The 20,480-nt window shown below is 35.7% G+C and carries 15 protein-coding genes; 14 read left to right on the forward strand and 1 reads right to left on the reverse strand.

Annotated features, from left to right (window positions below):
- From AC3E9W_RS06690 to AC3E9W_RS06750, 13 genes are all read left to right on the forward strand, one after another.
- Window positions 1-1,221 (forward strand): DUF763 domain-containing protein, encoded by a 1,221-nt coding sequence (locus AC3E9W_RS06690; RefSeq protein ID WP_488767663.1) that lies wholly within the window; start codon window positions 1-3, stop codon window positions 1,219-1,221.
- A 45-nt stretch (window positions 1,222-1,266) separates the two neighbouring features.
- Window positions 1,267-2,454 carry an MFS transporter gene (locus AC3E9W_RS06695; protein WP_488767665.1) on the forward strand — a complete coding sequence of 396 codons (1,188 nt, stop codon included), beginning with the start codon at window positions 1,267-1,269 and terminating at the stop codon, window positions 2,452-2,454.
- Window positions 2,455-3,055: 601 nt separating this feature from the next.
- Complete coding sequence (locus tag AC3E9W_RS06700; RefSeq protein WP_306161130.1) at window positions 3,056-3,625, forward strand: RNA polymerase sigma factor; 570 nt, start codon at window positions 3,056-3,058, stop codon at window positions 3,623-3,625.
- A gap of 186 nt (window positions 3,626-3,811) precedes the next feature.
- Complete coding sequence (locus tag AC3E9W_RS06705; protein WP_488767667.1) at window positions 3,812-4,957, forward strand: FecR family protein; 1,146 nt, start codon at window positions 3,812-3,814, stop codon at window positions 4,955-4,957.
- Between the two features lie 136 nt (window positions 4,958-5,093).
- Window positions 5,094-8,723, forward strand: a complete 3,630-nt coding sequence (locus tag AC3E9W_RS06710; RefSeq protein ID WP_488767668.1) for a SusC/RagA family TonB-linked outer membrane protein — start codon at window positions 5,094-5,096, stop codon at window positions 8,721-8,723.
- Between the two features lie 3 nt (window positions 8,724-8,726).
- Entirely contained in the window at window positions 8,727-10,151 is a 1,425-nt protein-coding gene (locus AC3E9W_RS06715) for a RagB/SusD family nutrient uptake outer membrane protein (protein ID WP_488767669.1), read from the forward strand.
- Between the two features lie 5 nt (window positions 10,152-10,156).
- On the forward strand, window positions 10,157-12,592 hold the full coding sequence (locus AC3E9W_RS06720; RefSeq protein ID WP_488767670.1) for a zinc-dependent metalloprotease: 2,436 nt from the start codon (window positions 10,157-10,159) through the stop codon (window positions 12,590-12,592).
- Window positions 12,589-13,110 (forward strand): DUF3347 domain-containing protein, encoded by a 522-nt coding sequence (locus tag AC3E9W_RS06725; protein ID WP_488767672.1) that lies wholly within the window; start codon window positions 12,589-12,591, stop codon window positions 13,108-13,110. The genes AC3E9W_RS06720 and AC3E9W_RS06725 overlap by 4 nt, the downstream gene beginning before the upstream one ends.
- Window positions 13,111-13,318: 208 nt before the next feature.
- Window positions 13,319-14,965 carry a SusR family glycan utilization regulator gene (gene susR, locus AC3E9W_RS06730; RefSeq protein ID WP_488767673.1) on the forward strand — a complete coding sequence of 549 codons (1,647 nt, stop codon included), beginning with the start codon at window positions 13,319-13,321 and terminating at the stop codon, window positions 14,963-14,965.
- Between the two features lie 282 nt (window positions 14,966-15,247).
- Window positions 15,248-16,387 (forward strand): acyltransferase family protein, encoded by a 1,140-nt coding sequence (locus tag AC3E9W_RS06735; protein ID WP_488767675.1) that lies wholly within the window; start codon window positions 15,248-15,250, stop codon window positions 16,385-16,387.
- Between the two features lie 223 nt (window positions 16,388-16,610).
- Complete coding sequence (locus tag AC3E9W_RS06740) at window positions 16,611-17,225, forward strand: hypothetical protein (RefSeq protein WP_488767676.1); 615 nt, start codon at window positions 16,611-16,613, stop codon at window positions 17,223-17,225.
- Window positions 17,226-17,350: 125 nt separating this feature from the next.
- Window positions 17,351-18,529: an MFS transporter gene (locus tag AC3E9W_RS06745; RefSeq protein ID WP_488767677.1), complete on the forward strand. Its 1,179-nt coding sequence runs from the start codon at window positions 17,351-17,353 to the stop codon at window positions 18,527-18,529.
- An 18-nt stretch (window positions 18,530-18,547) separates the two neighbouring features.
- A complete protein-coding gene (locus AC3E9W_RS06750; RefSeq protein WP_488767679.1) occupies window positions 18,548-18,937 on the forward strand; it encodes a VOC family protein in 390 nt (129 codons plus the stop codon).
- Window positions 18,938-18,958: 21 nt separating this feature from the next.
- On the opposite strand, the gene AC3E9W_RS06755 is transcribed toward AC3E9W_RS06750, so the two are convergent.
- On the reverse strand, window positions 18,959-19,708 hold the full coding sequence (locus AC3E9W_RS06755) for a DeoR/GlpR family DNA-binding transcription regulator (RefSeq protein WP_488767681.1): 750 nt from the start codon (window positions 19,706-19,708) through the stop codon (window positions 18,959-18,961).
- A gap of 173 nt (window positions 19,709-19,881) precedes the next feature.
- Between AC3E9W_RS06755 and AC3E9W_RS06760 the strand changes: the two genes are divergently transcribed.
- Window positions 19,882-20,469: an RNA polymerase sigma-70 factor gene (locus tag AC3E9W_RS06760; RefSeq protein WP_306161106.1), complete on the forward strand. Its 588-nt coding sequence runs from the start codon at window positions 19,882-19,884 to the stop codon at window positions 20,467-20,469.
- The last annotated feature ends 11 nt before the right edge of the window (window positions 20,470-20,480 follow it).

Below are 20,480 nucleotides of genomic sequence, written 5' to 3' on the forward strand. Positions count from 1 at the left end.
ATGAAACGTTCGGGCACAGCAGATCTACCTTTACATTATGGACACGTTCCATTGTGGCTTGCCGAACGAATGTCTAAATTGGGTTTGGCCATTGTCGAAACCATTGCGATGGAATTTTCGACAGCTGAGGTTATCAGCAAATTAAGCAATCCGTTTTGGTTTCAGAGTTTTGGAGCTGTTATGGGAATGGACTGGCATTCTTCCGGCATTACAACTTCGGTACTTGGAGCATTGAAGAAATCGGTTAATCCACATTCTAAAGAACTCGGAATTTATATCTGCGGAGGCAAAGGAAAGCACTCTATGGCAACGCCACAGGAACTTTTATTTGTCGGAGAAAAAACAGGTCTAGACGGAAATAATCTAGCGAGCTGCAGCCGACTTACCGCAAAAGTGGACAATACCGCCATTCAGGACGGATTTCAATTGTATCAGCATAATTTTATTGTAGACAATAAAGGGCAATGGGCTGTTATTCAGCAAGGAATGAATCCGAATTCTCGAACTGCCAGAAGATATCATTGGCATTCACAAGATCTAAAATCTTTTATAAACGAGCCGCATACTTTTATTTATGGCGAAAATCAAGGCGCTATTTTAAATCTTACGGCCAACGCTGCAACCAAATCTAGAGAAGGCATTTTAGAATTGGTAAAAGAATCTCCAGTTAAAATCATAAAAGAAATGCAGCATCTTTCTATGCCTGCTCATCATGACGTGAGAATGGAAGATGTGAACATGAAAAGATTGGGTGCTATGCTTTGGGCTACTCATGAAAACAAACCAGAAGATTTTGAAGAACTATTGCTTTTAAAAGGAATGGGGCCAAGAGCTTTACAGTCGTTAGCCTTAGTAAGCGAAATCATTTATGGAACACCCACAAGATTTGAAGATCCAGCACGTTTTTCATTTGCGCATGGCGGAAAAGACGGACATCCATTTCCTGTTCCAGTTAAAATTTATGACGAAACCATAGATACACTTCAAAGAGCTATTAATCGTGCTAAAATCGGTAATAGCGATAAACTGAGCGCCATTCAGAAACTATCTGAAATTTCGCGAAAAGCAGAAGAAAGTTTCACCCCAAATTCCAATTTTGATGCTTTGATTCAGAGAGAAAGAGAAGAATCGCATAAATACGGAGGAAGAACCGTTTTTGGAGAAGCGAAACCTCTTAAAAAGAAACCCGATACACCAAACAATCAGCTGGAATTGTTTTAAAAATTACAATTTTCTTCCAGCCTTTAGTTATTTAAAAGTTCAATAATGCCACAAAACGAAAAATCAATTTATACTCTACAGTTCATTTTACTTTGCTTGAGTTCTTTACTATTTTCATCAAGCTTTAATATGATGATTCCCGAGCTTCCCAATTATTTAAGCAGCTTGGGAGGAGCAGAATACAAAGGACTTATTATTTCTTTATTTACCTTAACAGCAGCTATTTCGCGTCCGTTTAGCGGTAAGCTGACAGACAAATGGGGTCGTGTTCCCGTTATGGCAATAGGTTCGTCGGTTTGTGTAGTTTGCGGATGCCTTTATCCTGTTTTGAGTTCTGTTTCAGGATTTTTACTGTTGCGCTTGGTTCATGGTTTTTCTACAGGATTTAAACCGACATCAACATCAGCTTATGTGGCAGATATTATTCCGCAGCACAGATGGGGAGAAGCGCTTGGAATGCACGGACTGTGTTTTAGTATTGGCGGAGCATTAGGACCAGCATTGGGCAGTATGATTGTAAATATGTACGGCATTAATGCCATGTTTTACAGCTCGTCTTTTCTAGCGTTTTTTTCAATAATTATTGTAATGAATATGAAAGAGACACTTGCCAAAAAAGAAAAACTGAACAGATCGATGTTTATTATTGGCCGTAAAGATATTGTAGATAAAAATGTATTTCCTGCAGGAATTATCACGTTTCTTTCTTATACCGCATTCGGACTTATATTGACTTTAATTCCAGATTGGAGTGAGCATTTGGGAGCCACAAACAAAGGAATATTTTTCACGGCATTTACAGTAGCTTCGGTTATGGTTCGTTTTGGAGCAGGAAAAGTTTCAGACAGATACGGACGGCCAAAGGTTATAATGGCGGGATTATTTATAACGGCTTTTGCTCTTTTTATGATAAGTGAAGGAAAAGATATTCAGATGCTATTAGTCGGAGCAGGAATTTACGGAATTGGTACGGGGATTTTATCTCCCGCAATTAGCGCTTGGACTATTGATTTAAGTAATCCAGATCATCGCGGAAAAGCGGTTGCAACCATGTATATTTCGATGGAACTCGGAATTGGATGTGGTGCACTTTTAGGAGGAAGTTATTACAGCGATCAGATTGCGCGAATTCCGCAGATCATGAAATTTGATATTATGCTTTTCGTTATAGGAATTTTGTATCTGACTTACTGGGCTAGAAATAAAAAGAAAAATCGAGAAAATTTTTTATAAAGTAAAAGAATCCGAAGGATTCAAATGTTTATAGCAGACAAATCTCTCGTTGCTATTTGACCCCGAAGGGGTCATATTCACAGTGAGATATACAATTCTATAAACATATGAATCCTTCGGATTCTTTATAATGAACTTCAAAATAAAATAAAAAGCACATCAGAAAACCTGTAAATTTATTTTCACAGTTTTTGATTAACTCGTTGGGTGTGATGATGTAAAAATGCAATTTGTGTGAATTAGTATTCCGAAATAAGGGATGAAGAAAAATCGCAAAAATTTTTTATAAAGTAAAAAGAATCCGGAGGATTCAAATATTTATAGCAGACAATTCCCTGGATGCTATGTGACCCCGAAGGGGTCATACTCACGGTGCAACATAAAATTCTACAAACATTTGAATCCTTCGGATTCTTGTACATATTAAATCGTTTTCTTGAACTAGAATACTGCTATTCAATATTATTAAGATTAATCATATTGAATTTTATGCAAAAATCTTTACGAAATCCTTTGCGCTTTTTTAAACTTAATAATCATTTGGCTTTTAACATAAAAATTGTTTAATATTGCGTTTTTGATCCTTACTTTTTATTAATTAATGTCTGTTTATAGCAAATATGCTGATCATATTTTATTAAATCTTCTTAAAGAAGACGATCAGTTGGCCTATACAGAAATTTTCGAAAGATATTCCAGACTTTTAGTAAATCATGCTTATAAAATAACGGGCAATCAAGATGAAGCTAATGATGTGGTTCAGGAAGTATTTTTATCCATTTGGAACAAACGTAACGAACTGACCGTTACAAGTTCTCTTTCTTCTTATTTATACAAAGCAACAAAAAACAGAATTCTAAATCATATCGCCCACGAAAAAGTGGTTTCGCGTTATGCCGATTCTATTTCTGATTTTATTGAAAACGACTATGTTTTTGCCGATTCTAAACTTAGAGAAAAAGAATTGGAAGCGCTTATTGAAAGTGAAATTGCTTTACTTCCAGAGAAAATGCGCGAAGTTTTCCTTTTGAGAAAAGTCGAAGAACTTTCGTATGACGAAATTGCACTTCAGTTAAATATTACCGACAAAACAGCGAAACAGCAAGTTTATAATTCGCTAAAAATTCTTCGCGGAAAACTAAAATCGGCGCTGAATGTTTTTATCTGGTAAATTTTTCTTCTTCTTTTTGTTAAATTTTAAAATAAATTATCTTCATAACCCTCTCATTAATAAAGAGAAACTAACGTTTCGCGAAATTTATTAATGATAAATTAATATTTTTTTGATTTTCATCTATGACAAAACCCCTTTCTAACTGTCTTATTATAAAACAAGACAAAATTTCGTATTGTAATTATGAATAAAACGGAACTTCTAGAATTGCTTAAAAAGTATCAAAACGGCACTTTATCTAACGAAGAAAAAGATAAATTGGATGCTTGGTATCTGCATAAAGCGTCTGATAAAAGACAGCTGAATGAGTACGAACTGGAAGACAGTTACGAATATTTAAAATCGAAACTGCCATTGGTGCAAGAGAAAAAAGTAATCAGTCTTTGGCCTCGCGTTGCTGCTGTGGCATCAATTGCTTTATTGTTGGGCACTGGAATATTCTATTTTGTAAAACCAGAAATTGAAGCTCAAGAAAAGAATATTCAAGTTGTTGAAAAACCAAAAGAAATCGCTCCAGGCGGAAACAGAGGAATTTTGACACTTTCAAACGGAAAGCAGATTATACTTTCAGATATCAATTCAAAAGATATTATTGCAAAAGAAGATCAGGATGAGGTGACCATTAAAATGGATGCCAATGGTGTGATCACTTATGTTATAAATCCGAACGCAGAAACTTCAAAAGAAGATGCGAATTCTTTCAACACACTTTCGACCCCAACTGGCGGACAATATAATATTGTTTTGGCAGATGGTACAAAAGTATTCCTGAATGCGGTTTCGTCTATCAAATATCCAACTCAGTTTAATGGTGACCAAAGAATCGTTGAATTGGAAGGAGAGGCTTATTTTGAAGTGGCTAAAAATAAAAGCAAGCCTTTTATTGTAAAATCAGACCATCAGACAATCGAAGTTTTAGGAACGCATTTTAATGTTCACGCTTACGCGAATGAATCTGCTGTAAAAACGACTTTATTAGAAGGAAGTGTTGCGGTTTCTTCTAAAAATCAAAAAGCAATTTTGAAACCTGGCCAGCAATCTAGCTTAACAGCTACTGCATCTAAAATTTCAATTAAAGAAGTGGATACAGAAGCTGCAATAGCTTGGAAAAATGGCCGATTTAAATTTGATAATGCAGATCTGAAAACGGTGATGAAGCAGCTGGAACGCTGGTACGGCATTAAAACAGAATACCGAGGTGATGTCTCTGATGTGAGATTTAACGGAGGAACATTTAGAAATAAAAATTTGTCTGAAGTATTAAAAGTGCTTGAGCTTAGCGATATAAAATTTAAGGTTGAAGGAAAAACGATTATAGTTTATCCGTAAGATCTTTTTTAACCGAATTATATTGAGTTTATAAACTAAAAAACCAGAGGCAGTTGCGATGCTTCTGGTTTGTTTAAAAGTTTATAGTCCAGTATAAGTTGTCCACCTATTGTTTAACTATAACCAATGTAAATGTATGAAATTAAATTTACAACCAAAAAAACCTTACAAAAAACTTAAAAAAAAGATTCCTAAAGCTTATTTATGGGTGCTAAGTACTGTATTTACAATGCTTTGCAGTTTTACTGGGCAAGCGCAGCAAGTTACCTTAAATTTTAAGGAAGCCCCACTAGAAAAAGTGCTGAAAGAAATTGCAAAACAATCCAATTACGAAGTTTTGTATACGCAGAAATTGCTTAAAGATTCAAAGCCAGTTACTATTAATGTAAAGAATGCTAGTTTGAACGAAACTTTAAGTCAAGTTTTTAAAAATCAGAGTATAAAATATACGCTTACCAACCAAACGATTGTGGTTACTGCTCCAAAAGAAAAAAATGAGAGCGTGGGAAACGGATTAATCGATATCAAAGGAAAGGTAGTAAATAATAAAAATGAATCGTTTCCAGGAGTAACTGTTACCATTGCAGGAACAAACAGAACAAGTATAACGGATTTTGATGGAAGTTTTTCTTTTGATAAAATTTCGCCAAATGCCGTTCTTGAATTGTCTGGTTTAACTATCGAAAGCAAATCGTTTGGTGTAGGAGGACGCGCAGATTTTACGCTTGTCGCTGAAGATAAAGTGGCTGCAATGAAAGAAGTTGTGGTAACAGGTTATCAGACTATTGCAAGAAGCAACTTTACGGGTGCGATTGCTAAAGTGGATGAGAAAACACTAAACGAAAATATCAATTCTAATTTATCGGGTGCAATTGAAGGACGTGTTGCGGGTTTAATGTTTCAGAAAAATCCAAACGGACTTGGTTCTGATACGCCTATTTTGAGAGGTATTGGTACTTTTTCTGAGAATGTGGGCTACAGTCCGCTTATTGTAATTGATGGTCTTCCAAGTGAATTGACTTTGGATGAAATTAATCCGTATGATATTGAAAGTGTTGACGTTCTTAAAGATGCTGCGGCGGCTTCTATCTATGGTTCGAGAGCTGCAAACGGTATCATCGTTTTAACGACTAAAAAAGGAAACGGTAAATTAAAAGTAACCGTAAATTCCGATTTCTTTATCTCAGAGAAACCAAATTTGAGAGATATGAACTATGCCTCAACAAGCGAACTTATTGACTTTGAGCAGGCAGTTTACAACAGAGAAAGAGCCAGATTTGCAGATACTGCAACAATGTTTAGCAATTATGGAGATATTGGAAACAGCAGTACAAAATACTACAGTCCGCTTTACCAGTTAAACAGAAATTTGGAAGAGGGAAAAATCGATAATGCCACATACAACACCACTCTTGCACAATGGAGAAAAAACGATTATAATAAAGATTATCGTGATAATGTTTGGCAAAATGAATTAAGACAGCGTTATAATGTTGCTTTTTCAGGAAGCACAAGCAAGCAGAACACTTATGTTTCGCTTAACTATGATGAATCAAAAGGTCGTATAAAATACAATGCAGGACGCTCGTTTAACCTTTATGCAAAAAGTAGTTTTCAGGTCAATAATTGGCTAAATGCTACTTTTGGAGTAAACGGAACGTATAGTAATGCTGAAGTGACCGAATATGATTTGGGCAATTATGATATCCAAAAACGATACGAGCGTATTACAGACGATAACGGAAATTTGGTGCAATCTTCATTTGCATCAATCAGAGATGGCTTTACTTCAAGCGGAGCTCTAAATCCGGCTATGGTTGAGAAAATGCAAGGTTTAAGTGGTTTTAAATCAACGAATTTCAATGTTTTAGATGCACTTAAAGAAGGTATTGAAGAACAAAATGCATTGAGCTTAAGAACTTTTGCCAACATAAAAGCAAAACTATATAAAGGATTAAGCTTTAATACACAATTCCAGTACGAAGTAAGAAAAGTTGATAATGAACAGTATCACGACGTTAATTCGTATAGAATGCGTTATGCGATCAACGCATTGACAGGATACAATCCTACTACAAATGCCTACACCTATGTGGATGGTTTTTCTACAGGCGGACGCTACAAACAAAGTAGTGCCCAGGCAAGCAATTATTCTTTCAGAAATCAATTAGATTTTAATCAAGAATTTGCAGATGGAAAGCACTCTGTCAACGCTTTGGTAGGTACCGAAATGCGCGAAACCTATGCCCCAAGAAGTATCGAGCAGTTACGATATGGTTACGATCCAGTAACGCTTACTTCTGCAGTATTAAACAACCTTGCGCTAAGTCAGACAGGAGTTTCTAGTTATCTGTTTGGAAACAACCGTACGCTTGCAGCTTTAGCAAGAACACAGATGGAGACCCTGCACCGTTATTTTTCTGTTTTTAGTACGGCAAGCTATACGTATTTGTCAAAATATAATATCACAGGAAGTTACCGTGTCGATCAAGCCGATTTGTTTGGTGTTGATCCAAAATATAAAAACCGCCCATTATGGTCTGCAGGTTTAGGATGGAACATAAGCAATGAAGAATTTATGAAACCGGTAAAATGGGTGAGTATGCTTAAGTTGAGATCAACTTATGGTATCAACGGAAACGTAGATCAGAGTACAACCCCTTATATCACGGCAACGCGAAGAAACGATAACTTGTACCAGTCTTTACAGTACACCAATATCACTTCGCAGCCCAATCCGATGTTACGATGGGAAAAAACGCAAAGTACCAATCTTGGTGTGGATTATAGTTTATTCCGAGCTAAATTAAATGGTTCTATTGACGTTTACCGCAAATACAGCACCGATTTGTTGGCTACCACAGATCTTGATCCTACTGTTGGTGCTACATCAAGAAGAATTAATGCAGGAGCATTATTAAATAAAGGTGTTGAATTTACTGTGGGTTCTGAATGGTACAATGATGGTAATTTCAAAATTAATTCAAATTTCGTTTTCGCGTTTAACAGAACAACAGTTAAAAAAGTAACTAGAGCAGAATCTACGGCTTCAGTTTATGTTGCTTCTCCAACCAGTTTTTTTGTAGAAAACGATTATTTCAATAGCATGTATGCTTACAAATATGGCGGAACGGTAAATGGTTATCCGTACGTTTTGGATGAAAACGGAAATCCGTCTATCACTTTTGACGAAAATGGAAATCCAATTTCAACAAGCATAAAAACAATTACAAATCCAGATGCTTTACAGAATATGGGATCTTTGATGCCAACGTATACAGGTTCGTTATCACAGCGTTTTTCGTATAAACAATTTGATTTGAATTTCTTATTTGTTTTCTCTGGAGGAAATGTAATGCGTAAAGAAACCATAGACATGAGTTCTGATAACGTAAATCTTTCTGGAATTGCAGATCGTTACACCGACGACAATAGAAATGGCAATACTCGTTTGTATGTAGACTTAGACGAAAGTGTTAGAAACTATGCAGGAACTATCAGCAGCCAATGGCGATATTCATCAGCAAATGTGGTAGATGGCGATTATATTAAATTGAGAAATGTTTCTTTAGGATATAACTTGCCTAAAGCATTCGCAAATAAAATTAAAATGGTTTCGGCAAAGTTCACTTTCCAAATGAATAATATCTGGTATTGGAGCGCAGCCGGAAACCGCATTGATCCAGAGGTTTACAGCTTAAATTCTGGTGTTCGCAGCTTACCATCGCCAAAAACGTATTTATTTGGCTTTAATCTTACTCTTTAAAAAATGAAAAAGATATATATAACACTACTGTCGCTTTTGATGTTAACCGCATCATCTTGCGAAGATTATACAGAAATCACACCCAAAGGAGCTTTAGTAATTGAAACTCCTGAGCAATTTCTAGAATTGGTATCATTGCCAAACAGAGGTTATCCAATCAATAACTTTCAATATTTGTCAGACGATCAATGGATGAGAGAGGCCAATGTAATCGGAAGAACTCCAAACATTGATATTATTAATTTTACTTTTGATGAAAGTATAGATAGAGTTTCGTTATTGACGGGTTCAAGTTTTTACAATCAAGCTTATAGTTATATCAATAGATGGAATACAATTATTTCATTGGTAGATGAGAGTAAAGGAGATGGAAATATCAAACAATTAGCCAAAGCTGAAGCTAAAATATTCAGAGCTTACGATCACTTTTTATTAGTGAATACGTATGCAAAAGCCTATGATCCGCAGACTGCAGCTACAGATGGAGGAATCTGTATAATGGATAAATTTGACCTAGAAGCACAGCCTTCAAAATCTACTGTTGCACAGGTTTACGATTTTATTCAGAGAGATATTGAAGATGCCTTGCCATTTATTCAAGAAAAACCTGCCGATGTTTATCACCCGTCATTAGCATTTGCGTACGCATTTAAAGCGAAAGTGCATTTGTTTAAACGTGAAATTGCAAAAGCTAAAGAAGCGGCAGAAAAATCATTAAGCTATAACAATCAGATTTTCGATTTAGTGGCGTACAGCAAACAAGGCGGACCAACAGCAGTTGCTGTTCCAGCGGCAAGTAATGTAGAAGTTTTGAGCTACATGTACATGACAGGTTATAACGAAATGAACTTTGCTCAGAGTTACATCATCAGTCCTGAATTAAGAACTTTATTCGGAACAAACGATGGGCGTTTCAATTTGTTTTTCAACTCGACAAGTGCAACAAACCTAGATCAAGGTTCAAACACAGCCTATTGGGGAACACAGTACACTAGATTTTTCTACCCAACTGTTGGAATGAAAACAACAGAAGTATATTTAATTCTAGCAGAATGTTATGCGAGAGATAACCAATTTGGTGAAGCAGTTAATGTTTTAAATACATTAAGAGCAAAACGTATTCTTTCTGGCACTGTTAATTTGGCCGTTCCAGCAACAAGAAAAGAAACAATGGATTTGGTCATTAATGAAAGAAGAAAAGAATTGCTTTTAGGATTTAACCGTTTTTTCGATTTGAAACGATTAAATACCGAAACAGAATATGCAAAAACAATTACGAGAGTATTCCCAATTGTAAACAAAACGGTTCCTCAAAAAACATATACTTTACAGCCAAATTCTCGATTGTATATTATTCCGTTCCCATTATCGGTTTTACAGAAAAATCCGAAATTGACATTAAACACAGACGAAAAAGTCCCATTTTAATTTAGATGAAAAAGTTAATTTTAATTCTAATCATGCTGTCGGCCTGGCAGCATGGTTTTTCCCAAACTCCAGAAAAAAAAGCAGATAGCACCAGTACACAGCCAAAAGGCATGCAGGCTTACAACAAAGTTATTACCGATAAAGCCAAAACTAAATCAGGTCTTTTTACTGTAAGTCAGGTCGATGCTAAATACTACTTTCAGATTCCTGATAGTTTATTTAATCGCTATATGCTAGTGGTAACGCGCTATCTTTCAACTCCAGAAGGTTTTGGAAGTTTTGGTGGAGAGAAAGCCAACGAACAGACGATTTATTTTGAAAAGGGTTCAAATAATACTATTTATCTGAGATCTCTGCAATATAGACAAGACGTTCGTTCTGCCGATTCGATGCTGGCAAAAGCATTAGAAGGAAGCAATGAAAATCCGATTGTGGCTGCTTTTCCAATAAAAACAATCAATCCTGATACAAAAGATGTGGTTATTGAAGTAACAGATGTTTTCAAAAAAGACAACGCCATGTTTGCTATTGGAAGCCAGGAAAAAACAGAGAAAAAATTAACGTCTCTGGCGGATGACAAAACGTTTGTTGAAAGTATTGATGTTTATCCAATTAATATTGAAACCAAAACGACAAAAACGTATACGAGTTCTACAGCAAGCAGCGGAAGTATCACTTTACGATTAAACACCTCAATCGTATTGTTGCCGAAAACGCCAATGCGAAAAAGATTCTTTGACGAAAGAGTAGGTTATTTTGCCAATAAATATGTTTTGTTTGATGATGATGAACAGCGCGCTCAAAAGAAATTTATTGTGCAGCGTTACCGTTTGGAACCAAAAGAAAAAGATATTAAAAAGTATTTAAGAGGCGAATTGGTCGAGCCCAAAAAACAAATCGTTTACTATATAGATCCTGCAACGCCAAAAAAATGGAGACCGTATTTAATTGCAGGTATCAACGATTGGCAGAAAGCTTTTGAAGCTGCCGGTTTTAAAAATGCCATTGTAGGTAAAGAATGGCCAGAAGATGATAAAACCATGAGTCTAGAAGATGCAAGATATTCGGTTGTACGCTATTTAGCTTCTGAAACGCCAAACGCTTATGGACCAAGAATTAGCGATCCACGAAGTGGTGAAATTATGGAAAGCCACGTAGGTTGGTACCATAATGTAATGAAATTGGTGCAGAGATGGTACATGATTCAAGCAGGACCTTTAGACCCAAGAGCAAGAAAAATGCATTTGGATGATGAATTAATGGGACAGTTAATCCGTTTTGTTTCTTCTCACGAAATTGGTCATACGATTGGTTTGCGTCATAATATGGGAGCGAGCAGTGCCACTCCAGTAGAAAAACTTCGTGATAAAAAATGGGTTGAAGAAAACGGACACACGGTTTCTATTATGGATTATGCTCGTTTTAATTATGTAGCGCAGCCAGAAGATAATATTAGTCCAAAAGGTCTTTATCCGCGAATTGGAAGCTATGATAAATGGGCTGTTGAATGGGGATACCAATATTATCCGAACGCGAAAGATGAGTTTGAAGAAGAAAAAATATTAGCCAAACTAACAACAGATAGTTTAACTGCAAATCCGAAATTATGGTTTGGAGGAGAAGGCAAAGACGAAGATCCCCGCAGCCAAGCAGAAGATCTTGGAGATGATTCAGTAAAAGCCAGCGATTACGGAATTAAAAACCTAAAACGTGTCGTGCCTCATCTTATCGAATGGACCTATCAGCCAAACGATCCGTATGATAATTTAGCAGATATGCACAAAGCTGTGGTGAGACAATACGGTTTGTATTTGTACCATGTTCTGAAAAATATTGGAAATAACTATATCACAAAACGTACCGTTGACGAAAAAGGTGCAGTATACAAGCCAGTTCCGAAAGCAAAAGTAAAAGCGGCAATAGATTATTTAGGAAGACAATTGTTTGTTGCACCGCTTTGGATGTATCCGCAAGAAATTGATGATCTTATTGCTTTAAAAAGAGAAGATCAAATCTCAGATCAGCAAAATCAAGTTTTGAATATGTTATTAAGTTCTGGGATGCTTTACAATATCAGCCTGAAATCGATGCAGTTTGAAGGCGCCTATACTGTTCCTGAATTTTTAAACGATTTACAGCAAACGGTTTGGGTGAAATTTAGCGGAGACGAAAAACAAGATTTTTACAGAAGAGGTTTTCAGCGCGGTTATATCGAAAAGTTGGGAATGCTTTTATTGCCAAAAGAATTAGAGCCAGGAAAAGCAGCCAATACAGCGCAGCGCAGCGATGTTAAATTGTATGCAAAACAGCATCTTTTAAAATTGAAAATAGATATTACAAAGCTTATGAATGCTTCAACAGGAATCAACAAAGATCATTACGAAAGCATTTTAATAGATATAGATAAAATCATCACAAAATTAGATAAACCTACATCATGAAAAATTTAATAGTTATAGCATTTCTTTTTCTTAGCGTTATGGCTCAGGCCCAAATAACTTCAAAAGAAGAAGTTGTTCCGGAATTAGTGCAAAAAAGAGAAACCGAAAAAAAGGAAATCACAAAAAATTATCTGGCTTTAAAAAACAGTTTTCTGACTTCAGACAGTCTTGCGGTTGTTAAAAATGCAGAAGCTTTCAAAAATGCATTAAAAAACTTCAAGTTTAAAAAATTGAGTTTACCAGACATGAATGCAGCTACCACTTCGAGAAAAGAAATTATCGAATTGGCAACAGCGATAGCTTCAACTAAAAACATCAACAAACAGCGCAAGATTTTTGAAACACTTTCTGTAAAATATTGGGATCAGGCAGCAAAATTTAAACCTGCCGATGAGACATTGTATTTACAAGTTTGCCCCATGACTGGCGCAGTTTGGACAAGTGACAGTAAGGAAATCAAAAATCCGTATTACCCGAAAAATATGCTGACTTGCGGTGAAGTCAAAGCAAGTTTATAGTTTTTTTTAATTTTGAATTAGTTTGATAAATGCGGTCTTCTGTGAAGGAGCCGTATTTGTCGTTTATTGAAATACACAACTTTTTGTTGAATAAAAAACCTTAGGAAACGCAATGATTTCTAAGGTTTTTTTATTGAGAATGATTTTTTTATAATTTACAAAAACATGCTAATTTGTATATATTTGCATAAAATCAATATCCTTCCAGATGAAGAAAATTCATATTCTTATTTCCGTTTGCCTATTTTCCGTTTGTAATGTTGTATGCCAAGAGTCCGTATCAAAAGCAATCACTTTAGAAAAAGCATTGGCGCAAAAGAATGTTTATACCGCAAGGAAGGATAAAAAAACAGGCGAATATAGAAAACAGCTGCAAGGGCAAAATAGTACCGCCGAGGTGTATGCGATCAATAATAAATTATATCAGGAGTATAGAAAATATAAAATAGATTCGGCACTTTACTTCATTCGTCAGAACTTATTAATTGCCAAAAAACCGTATGATTCTTATAAAGAAAAACAGGCTTTAATTGAACTTTCAAACCTGTATTCTTCAAACGGAAGTTTTTTAGAATCGAGAGCAATTCTCGAAAAAATAAACAGCCATGAACTTCCGAATGAATTAAAAGCCAAATATTACGAGTTTTACAGTCAGTTTTTTGAGCATTACGCGACCAATAATCCAAACACGCATTACCGCAGACAAATAGAAGTTTACAGAGATTCTTTGCTAGGCGTTTTAGATCCTAAAAGCAATAAATACAAAATAAACCTGGCCCAAAAGCTGATGTACAATAAAAAATATGCAGAAGCGCAGAAGCTGTTAATCGGACTTTTGAATAAAAGCACCAAAAGAGATTACGATTATGCGATGTATACCTATCTGCTTGCAGACATCAAAATGGTTTTTAAAGAAGAGCAGGAAGGAATTAAATATTACAGACTTGCAGCCGTTGCCGATCTTGAAAACGGCGTAAAAGATCACGGCGCCATTCAGAATCTGGCTATTTACAATTATTATCGCGGCGATATCGACAAGGCGTACCGTTATGCCAAATCAGCTTTAGAAGATGCTGTTTTCTGCAATGTGAAATTCAGAACCCTGATGATGTCCGAGTTTTATTCTATTATCAATACGGTTTATCAGGAGCGAGAAGAAGAAAACAAAAATAAGCTGCATTTATTGATTTTTGCTATTACGATGCTGAGTGCCGGATTGCTTGTTACAGCTGTTTATGTGTACAGGCAGATGAAAAAAATATCCAAAATTAAAGAAGCACTTTCCATTTCATCAGAACAGTTAAAAATCGTTAATTCTGATATTCAAGAAGCAAACAATAAACTCAACGAATATAATATCGAACTTCATGAAGCTAATAGAATCAAGCAGACTTATATTGCGCAGTTCTTTGATATGTGTTCTTCTTATATTGGAAAATTGGATGAGTACAGAATAAAACTCAATAAAAAAGCTTTAAGCAAACAATTTGAAGAATTGTCCTTGATGCTGCGTTCGAGTAATCTGGTTGACGAAGAACTTCAAGATCTTTACCAGCGTTTTGATGAAATTTTTATTAGCCTCTATCCCGATTTTGTATCCGATTTTAATAACCTTCTCATTCCCGAAGAACGCATCATTTTAAAAGAAGGTGAAATTTTAAATCCAGAACTCCGAATTTATGCTTTGGAGCGTCTTGGTTTTTCAGACAGTGTTAAGATTGCTTCGTTTCTTCGTTATTCGCTCAGCACAATTTATAATTACAGAACCAAGGTTAGAAACCGCACTTTATTGTCTAAAGAGGAGTTTGAATTCAAGCTTCAGAAAATTGGAATGTCAGGAAACAGTGAATCTTAGATTTTAAAGGCATTCGCAAAAGCAATTCTATCAGTCCATATATTTTTGTAGGACTGATGATGAGGTGTTTTGCATTCTGAAATGCTCTATTTTTTACTCTACAGAAACTACTTTTTTTACTATAGTTTGATTTTTAAGTATTTGTTTATTAGGTGTTTATGGTTTTTTGTCGGCTACATTTTTAAATTAGGGTGCAAAAACAATACTATATCGTTATAGTTTTGCACAAAAGGATTTAAACTTTTGTACTAACGAAATAAATAACCAAAAACCCAAAAATAAATGAATGTAAAATCTGTACAGGAATCAATTTTTCCTGATTCTAAAAAGCATTATGAAATACTGGACGGACTTCGAGGAGTTGCAGCAGTAATCGTTGTCGCGTTTCATATTCTCGAAGTATTCTCTGGAGGCGACCATACCAAACAGCTTATTAACCACGGCTATCTTGCTGTCGATTTTTTCTTTCTTCTTTCAGGATTTGTAATTGCACATGCGTATGACGACCGTTGGGGAAAGATGTCTATACAAGAATTTTTTAAAAGAAGGCTAATCAGACTTCATCCCATGATTTTAATCGGGATGTTGCTCGGTGCTGCGTGTTTTTATCCAAGCGCATCAGATATGTTTCCTGCTGTAGCTGGCACTCCGTTATGGAAAATGCTGTTGGTTCTAGTTCTTGGAATATTTTTAATTCCCGTTCCAGGTTCATTAGATATTCGAGGATGGGGAGAAATGTATCCATTAAACGGCCCGGCTTGGTCGCTTTTTTTCGAATATATCGCCAATATTGTCTACGCTATTTTTCTTAGAAAAGCATCCAACACCATTTTATGGATATTGACTTTAATTGCAGCTTTTTTTCTAATCCATCTAGCTGTTACAAACAGTTATGGAGATATTATTGGAGGCTGGTCACTTGATCCTGCACAGCTTCGAATTGGTTTTACAAGACTCGCATTTCCTTTCCTTGCTGGAATTCTGCTTAGACGATTAACAAAACCGGGAAATATGGGAAGCACATTTGTATTGAGCAGTGTTCTTATTGCGATCGTGCTGGCTTTTCCAAGAATAGGCGGGAGCGAAAATTTATGGATGAACGGAATTTACGATTCGCTTATGATTATTATAATGTTTCCTCTTATCGTACACATTGGAGCTTCTGGAACCGTAAAAGGAAAAACCATGCAAAAGGTATGCACCTTTCTAGGAGACATTTCATATCCTATTTACATTACACATTTCCCGATTTTGTATGTGTATTATTCTTATGTAGTAAAAAATAAAATCACGCTAGAAAACTCTTTTTCTGCGGCGGCATTAGTATTTGTTTTGTCAATAACGGTGGCTTATGTTTCATTAAAGTTTTATGATGCTCCGTTTAGAAACTATTTAGCAAAACGTTTTTTAAAGAGAAGTTAAGGGTTGGTTAAGTTAGTAATTATGACGGACGCGCGGGAATAACAACAGCCCTTCTCATAAACGCGTCCGTTTTTTGCAGAATGGTAAAGTATTCTGTTTAGAAATTGGCTGCTGCGGTTTTATTGTATTCGATGCCTGTAAAAATAGAAGCAGTAGATTATAGTAAGAGATTTTTCCTGCATGCCAATACAATTTTATTCAAACTTTAAATTTTAGTTGAGTTATGATCCAGTTTGAATGGTTTGATAATCCCTTAATTAAAGCAGCAGCTGTTTTTCTTTTTTGTGCTTTTTTAGCTTCAGCGCTATATATTATTTTAGGCACTTCAAAAAGCGGAAAAGAACAGCAAGATATTTTAGCCCAAAAACATTCCAATGTTTTAAATGAGCTTGAAAAGAAAGTTACTTTGAGAAAGAAAAATATTAACGGCGAAGTTTCTTTGAAAGCTCCAATTAAAATTCAGAATACTCCAGAGTTTTATGATGAGCAATATTTAGAAAGAGAAAAACAAAGTACAGACATTCTTCAAAAAGCAATTTTTAATCTTCGAAATGGCAGAGAAGTAGAAGGGGCAAAATATTTAATCGCGGCTTGCAAAATTTGGAAAAATGATGAAAAACTAGGAAAACTTCTCATGGCTCTTCCTATACTAGAAGATATATTAATTCATTTAAGTAGAGAAGATTTTGTTTTAGTCGAACTCGATTCAGAGCATAAATTTTCAGACATTGATAAAGTCATCAACTTTGTGCTTTCTTCGCAGATTTCTTCAGCCGACCGAAAAATGATTTCTGAAATCAAAAAAATAATTCATATCAAAAGATTAGATCATCTTTAAGGAAATTAAAATATAAACCGCCTCATTGGCGGTTTTTTTTTATGCTTAATAAATAAGATGCTATTATTTGCAAATTTGCATAAATTTGCATAATATTGCAATCTATAATTTTTTTTGAATATTTTATGAATACTACTGTAAACAAGGCGATACCCGCCATTAAAAGCATATTTTTTGTATGCGGTTTTGCACTTTCCAGCTGGGCGCCAATGGTTCCTTTTGCAAAAAATAGATTGAATCTGAATGATGGTGAACTCGGTCTGCTTCTTTTAATGCTTGGGGGAGGCGCGATATTGATGATGCCAATCTCTGGATATCTAGGACAAAAATTTGGAAACAGAATTGTCATTACAGTTTCTTCTATCACAATTGCTTTTATATTGCCATTTCTGGTATTCTTGGATGGAGTTACCGCTATGGCTGCAGCGCTTTTTATTTTTGGAGCCGGTATAGGAACAGTAGATGTTTCTATGAACGCGGTTGGCGTGAATCTTCAGAACTTGTACGGACGCCCTATAATGTCTTCACTTCATGGACTTTTTAGTGTGGGCGGTCTTGTGGGGTCTCTTGGATTGGGACTTCTTATAAAAACGGGATTAGAGCCTCTAAGTGCCGCACTTTTTATATCTCTATTGGTACTTTTAACAGTTGCCTTTCAGTACAGAAAACTATTTGACGCGTCAAGCGAAAGACAGACAGCATTGACCCATACTGAGGAAAAAGAAAGTACTGCAAGCGGAAAATTTGCATGGATGAACAGAGGCGTACTATTTTTAGGAATACTATGTTTTATTGTTTTTATGTCAGAAGGTGCAATGCTAGATTGGAGTGCTTTATTCCTTCATGAAAATCGCGGAATGGACGAATCTTGGGCAGGAGTGGGTTATGCCGTTTTCTCTGTTGCAATGGCAATAATGCGTCTGTTTGGTGACGGTCTGGTAGAAAAGCTAAGTCATCGCGCTGTGGTTACGGGTGGCGCGATAACTGCTTCGGCGGGTCTTTTAATGGTCATTTTATCGCCGTGGATTTCTTTGACAATTGCAGGTTTCTTTATTCTAGGTTGCGGAGCGGCGAACATTGTGCCTGTATTTTTTAATGAAGCCGGAAAGCTGAAAAATGTTCCTGTTGCCGCTGCGGTGGCGGCAATTTCGACAATGGGGTATTCAGGTCAACTGCTCGGACCAGTTTCTGTCGGATTCATAGCTGAACAGTCATCATTAGGACTGGCCTTGGGTGTTTGCAGTATGCTTTTGGCTGGTGTTGGAATCTCTTATTTTTTATTTATGAATAAAAGCAAATCTTAATCGTTTAAATCTAAAGAAATGAAAATAGAACATATCGCAATTTGGGTAGAAAATCTTGAAATCATGAAAGAATTTTACCAAAAGTATTTTAAAGCATTAGCAGGGGAGAAATACACCAATGCAATCAAAAGATTTGAATCTTACTTTTTAAATTTTGAATCGGGAAGTAGGATTGAAATCATGTGCATGCAGGGAATTGAAAATGCATCCAAAGATGTAACAAGACAAAAAACCGGATATGCACATCTGGCGATGGAAGTGAAGTCGAAAGAAGAACTTAACCAGATGACTGAAATTTTTAGAAAAGACGGATACACCATAGCAGGAGAACCCCGTATTACCGGTGACGGTTACTATGAAAGCGTTATTCTTGATCCCGAAAACAATATAATCGAATTGGTTTTCTAATCAAGAAATTAGATATTTTTCTTAAACAATTTTAGTTTCTTTTCTGCGGTAGCCGTCCAGTCTGCTGTCGTTGCTCGCAAGATCTGTTATAAGCACCGCTACATTTTCTATAGCACAGACTTTAAATGGTTCGGTTGTATTTAGCTTTTCCTCATTCGCAAGAGCGATAATATTTTTAGCGGCTTTAGACATAGCCGTTTTAATGCCGCTGTCACCAAAGAAACTGGCTGTTACGCCAAATTTGCTGTCAACACCGCATGTTCCCAAAAGATAAATATCAGCAATATACAAACCTATTTCCTCGCAGGCTTTAACGCCTTCAGTGGTTTGGGTTTGTGTATTGTAAATGCCGCCAAGTAATATCACTTCAATATTTTTATGGTTTGAAAGTACTTGAACCAAAGGAATATTATTGGTTATAATTTTTAATTTAATTCCGATAGGAAGTTTTGCCGCAATACTGCAGTTAGTCGTTCCTCCGTCCATAAAAATAGTCTGGCCGTCGTGAATAAACTGCTGAGCTTTCAGTGCTATAATTTCTTTTTTGTCTGTCTGATACGAAGCTCGGTCTACAAAACTTAAAGGATTTTTTAATATCGGAATAGCGCCTCCGCGGACTTTAGAAAGCAGTCCGTTGTTATGAAGCTGTTCAATATCTCTTCTGACGGTATCTTCAGAAACATTCAGTTCCTGTGCCAATCCGCTGTAGTTTACTTTCTCATCGCGGCTTAGCAATTTTAATATTTTGTCAAAACGTTCTTCCTTTAGCATTCAAAAAATGTTTTTATGAAATGCAAATATACATTGTTTAATGAATATTTGCCTACTATCGCCTACGTAGGAAATATAGTGCAGCAGTCTTTCGTAGTGTAATTTAACACAAAGTTAAATTAGCTTTTTAGGTATTTTTTGTTTGATGTTTTTCATTTGCTTTTTTAACTATTATGAAAAAAGATCTTTTGAAAATGACAGATGATGAACTTCAAAAACTGATTTTTGAGGGAAACGATACTGCGTTTTCAATTATTTTTAATCGGTATTGGAAAAAGCTTTATTCGTATGCTTTTAAAATCTACAAAGACGAAGCAGTTTGCGAAGATATCGTTCAGGAAATCTTTATTAGTCTTTGGAAAAATGCCTCCAACACGATAATCCTAAACCTTGAAGCTTACTTGTTTAGAGCTGTAAAATACAAAATTGCAAACCAGCTTAGAAACCTCAAATTTGATCAGCAGCATATTGAAGTATTAGAAACCATTCCAGATCCAAGCTTGTCTTTAAACGATCTAGAATATGTTGATTTCGAAAGAAATATCAATGAACAGATCAATAAACTGACTCCAAAATGTCGAGAAGTCTTTTTACTCAGCAGAATGGATCATTTTTCGAATGCCGAAATTGCGGCAAAATTAAACTTATCAATTCATACCGTAGAAAAACATATCAGCAATGCGCTTAAGCAGCTGCGTTTAAATTCTGCGTCTTATAATTATCTTCTTTTTTATTGGGCAGCTTTCTTTTATGTTAACTAAAAAACGCTCAT

This window comes from Flavobacterium sp. 38 (assembly GCF_057799715.1).

Coding starts and splice junctions, on each gene's coding strand:
- AC3E9W_RS06690 (WP_488767663.1), top strand. CDS start 1: ATGAAACGTTCGGGCACAGCAGATCTACCTTTACATTATGGACACGTT.
- AC3E9W_RS06695 (WP_488767665.1), top strand. CDS start 1,267: ATGCCACAAAACGAAAAATCAATTTATACTCTACAGTTCATTTTACTT.
- AC3E9W_RS06700 (WP_306161130.1), top strand. CDS start 3,056: ATGTCTGTTTATAGCAAATATGCTGATCATATTTTATTAAATCTTCTT.
- AC3E9W_RS06705 (WP_488767667.1), top strand. CDS start 3,812: ATGAATAAAACGGAACTTCTAGAATTGCTTAAAAAGTATCAAAACGGC.
- AC3E9W_RS06710 (WP_488767668.1), top strand. CDS start 5,094: ATGAAATTAAATTTACAACCAAAAAAACCTTACAAAAAACTTAAAAAA.
- AC3E9W_RS06715 (WP_488767669.1), top strand. CDS start 8,727: ATGAAAAAGATATATATAACACTACTGTCGCTTTTGATGTTAACCGCA.
- AC3E9W_RS06720 (WP_488767670.1), top strand. CDS start 10,157: ATGAAAAAGTTAATTTTAATTCTAATCATGCTGTCGGCCTGGCAGCAT.
- AC3E9W_RS06725 (WP_488767672.1), top strand. CDS start 12,589: ATGAAAAATTTAATAGTTATAGCATTTCTTTTTCTTAGCGTTATGGCT.
- susR (WP_488767673.1), top strand. CDS start 13,319: ATGAAGAAAATTCATATTCTTATTTCCGTTTGCCTATTTTCCGTTTGT.
- AC3E9W_RS06735 (WP_488767675.1), top strand. CDS start 15,248: ATGAATGTAAAATCTGTACAGGAATCAATTTTTCCTGATTCTAAAAAG.
- AC3E9W_RS06740 (WP_488767676.1), top strand. CDS start 16,611: ATGATCCAGTTTGAATGGTTTGATAATCCCTTAATTAAAGCAGCAGCT.
- AC3E9W_RS06745 (WP_488767677.1), top strand. CDS start 17,351: ATGAATACTACTGTAAACAAGGCGATACCCGCCATTAAAAGCATATTT.
- AC3E9W_RS06750 (WP_488767679.1), top strand. CDS start 18,548: ATGAAAATAGAACATATCGCAATTTGGGTAGAAAATCTTGAAATCATG.
- AC3E9W_RS06755 (WP_488767681.1), bottom strand. CDS start 19,708: ATGCTAAAGGAAGAACGTTTTGACAAAATATTAAAATTGCTAAGCCGC.
- AC3E9W_RS06760 (WP_306161106.1), top strand. CDS start 19,882: ATGAAAAAAGATCTTTTGAAAATGACAGATGATGAACTTCAAAAACTG.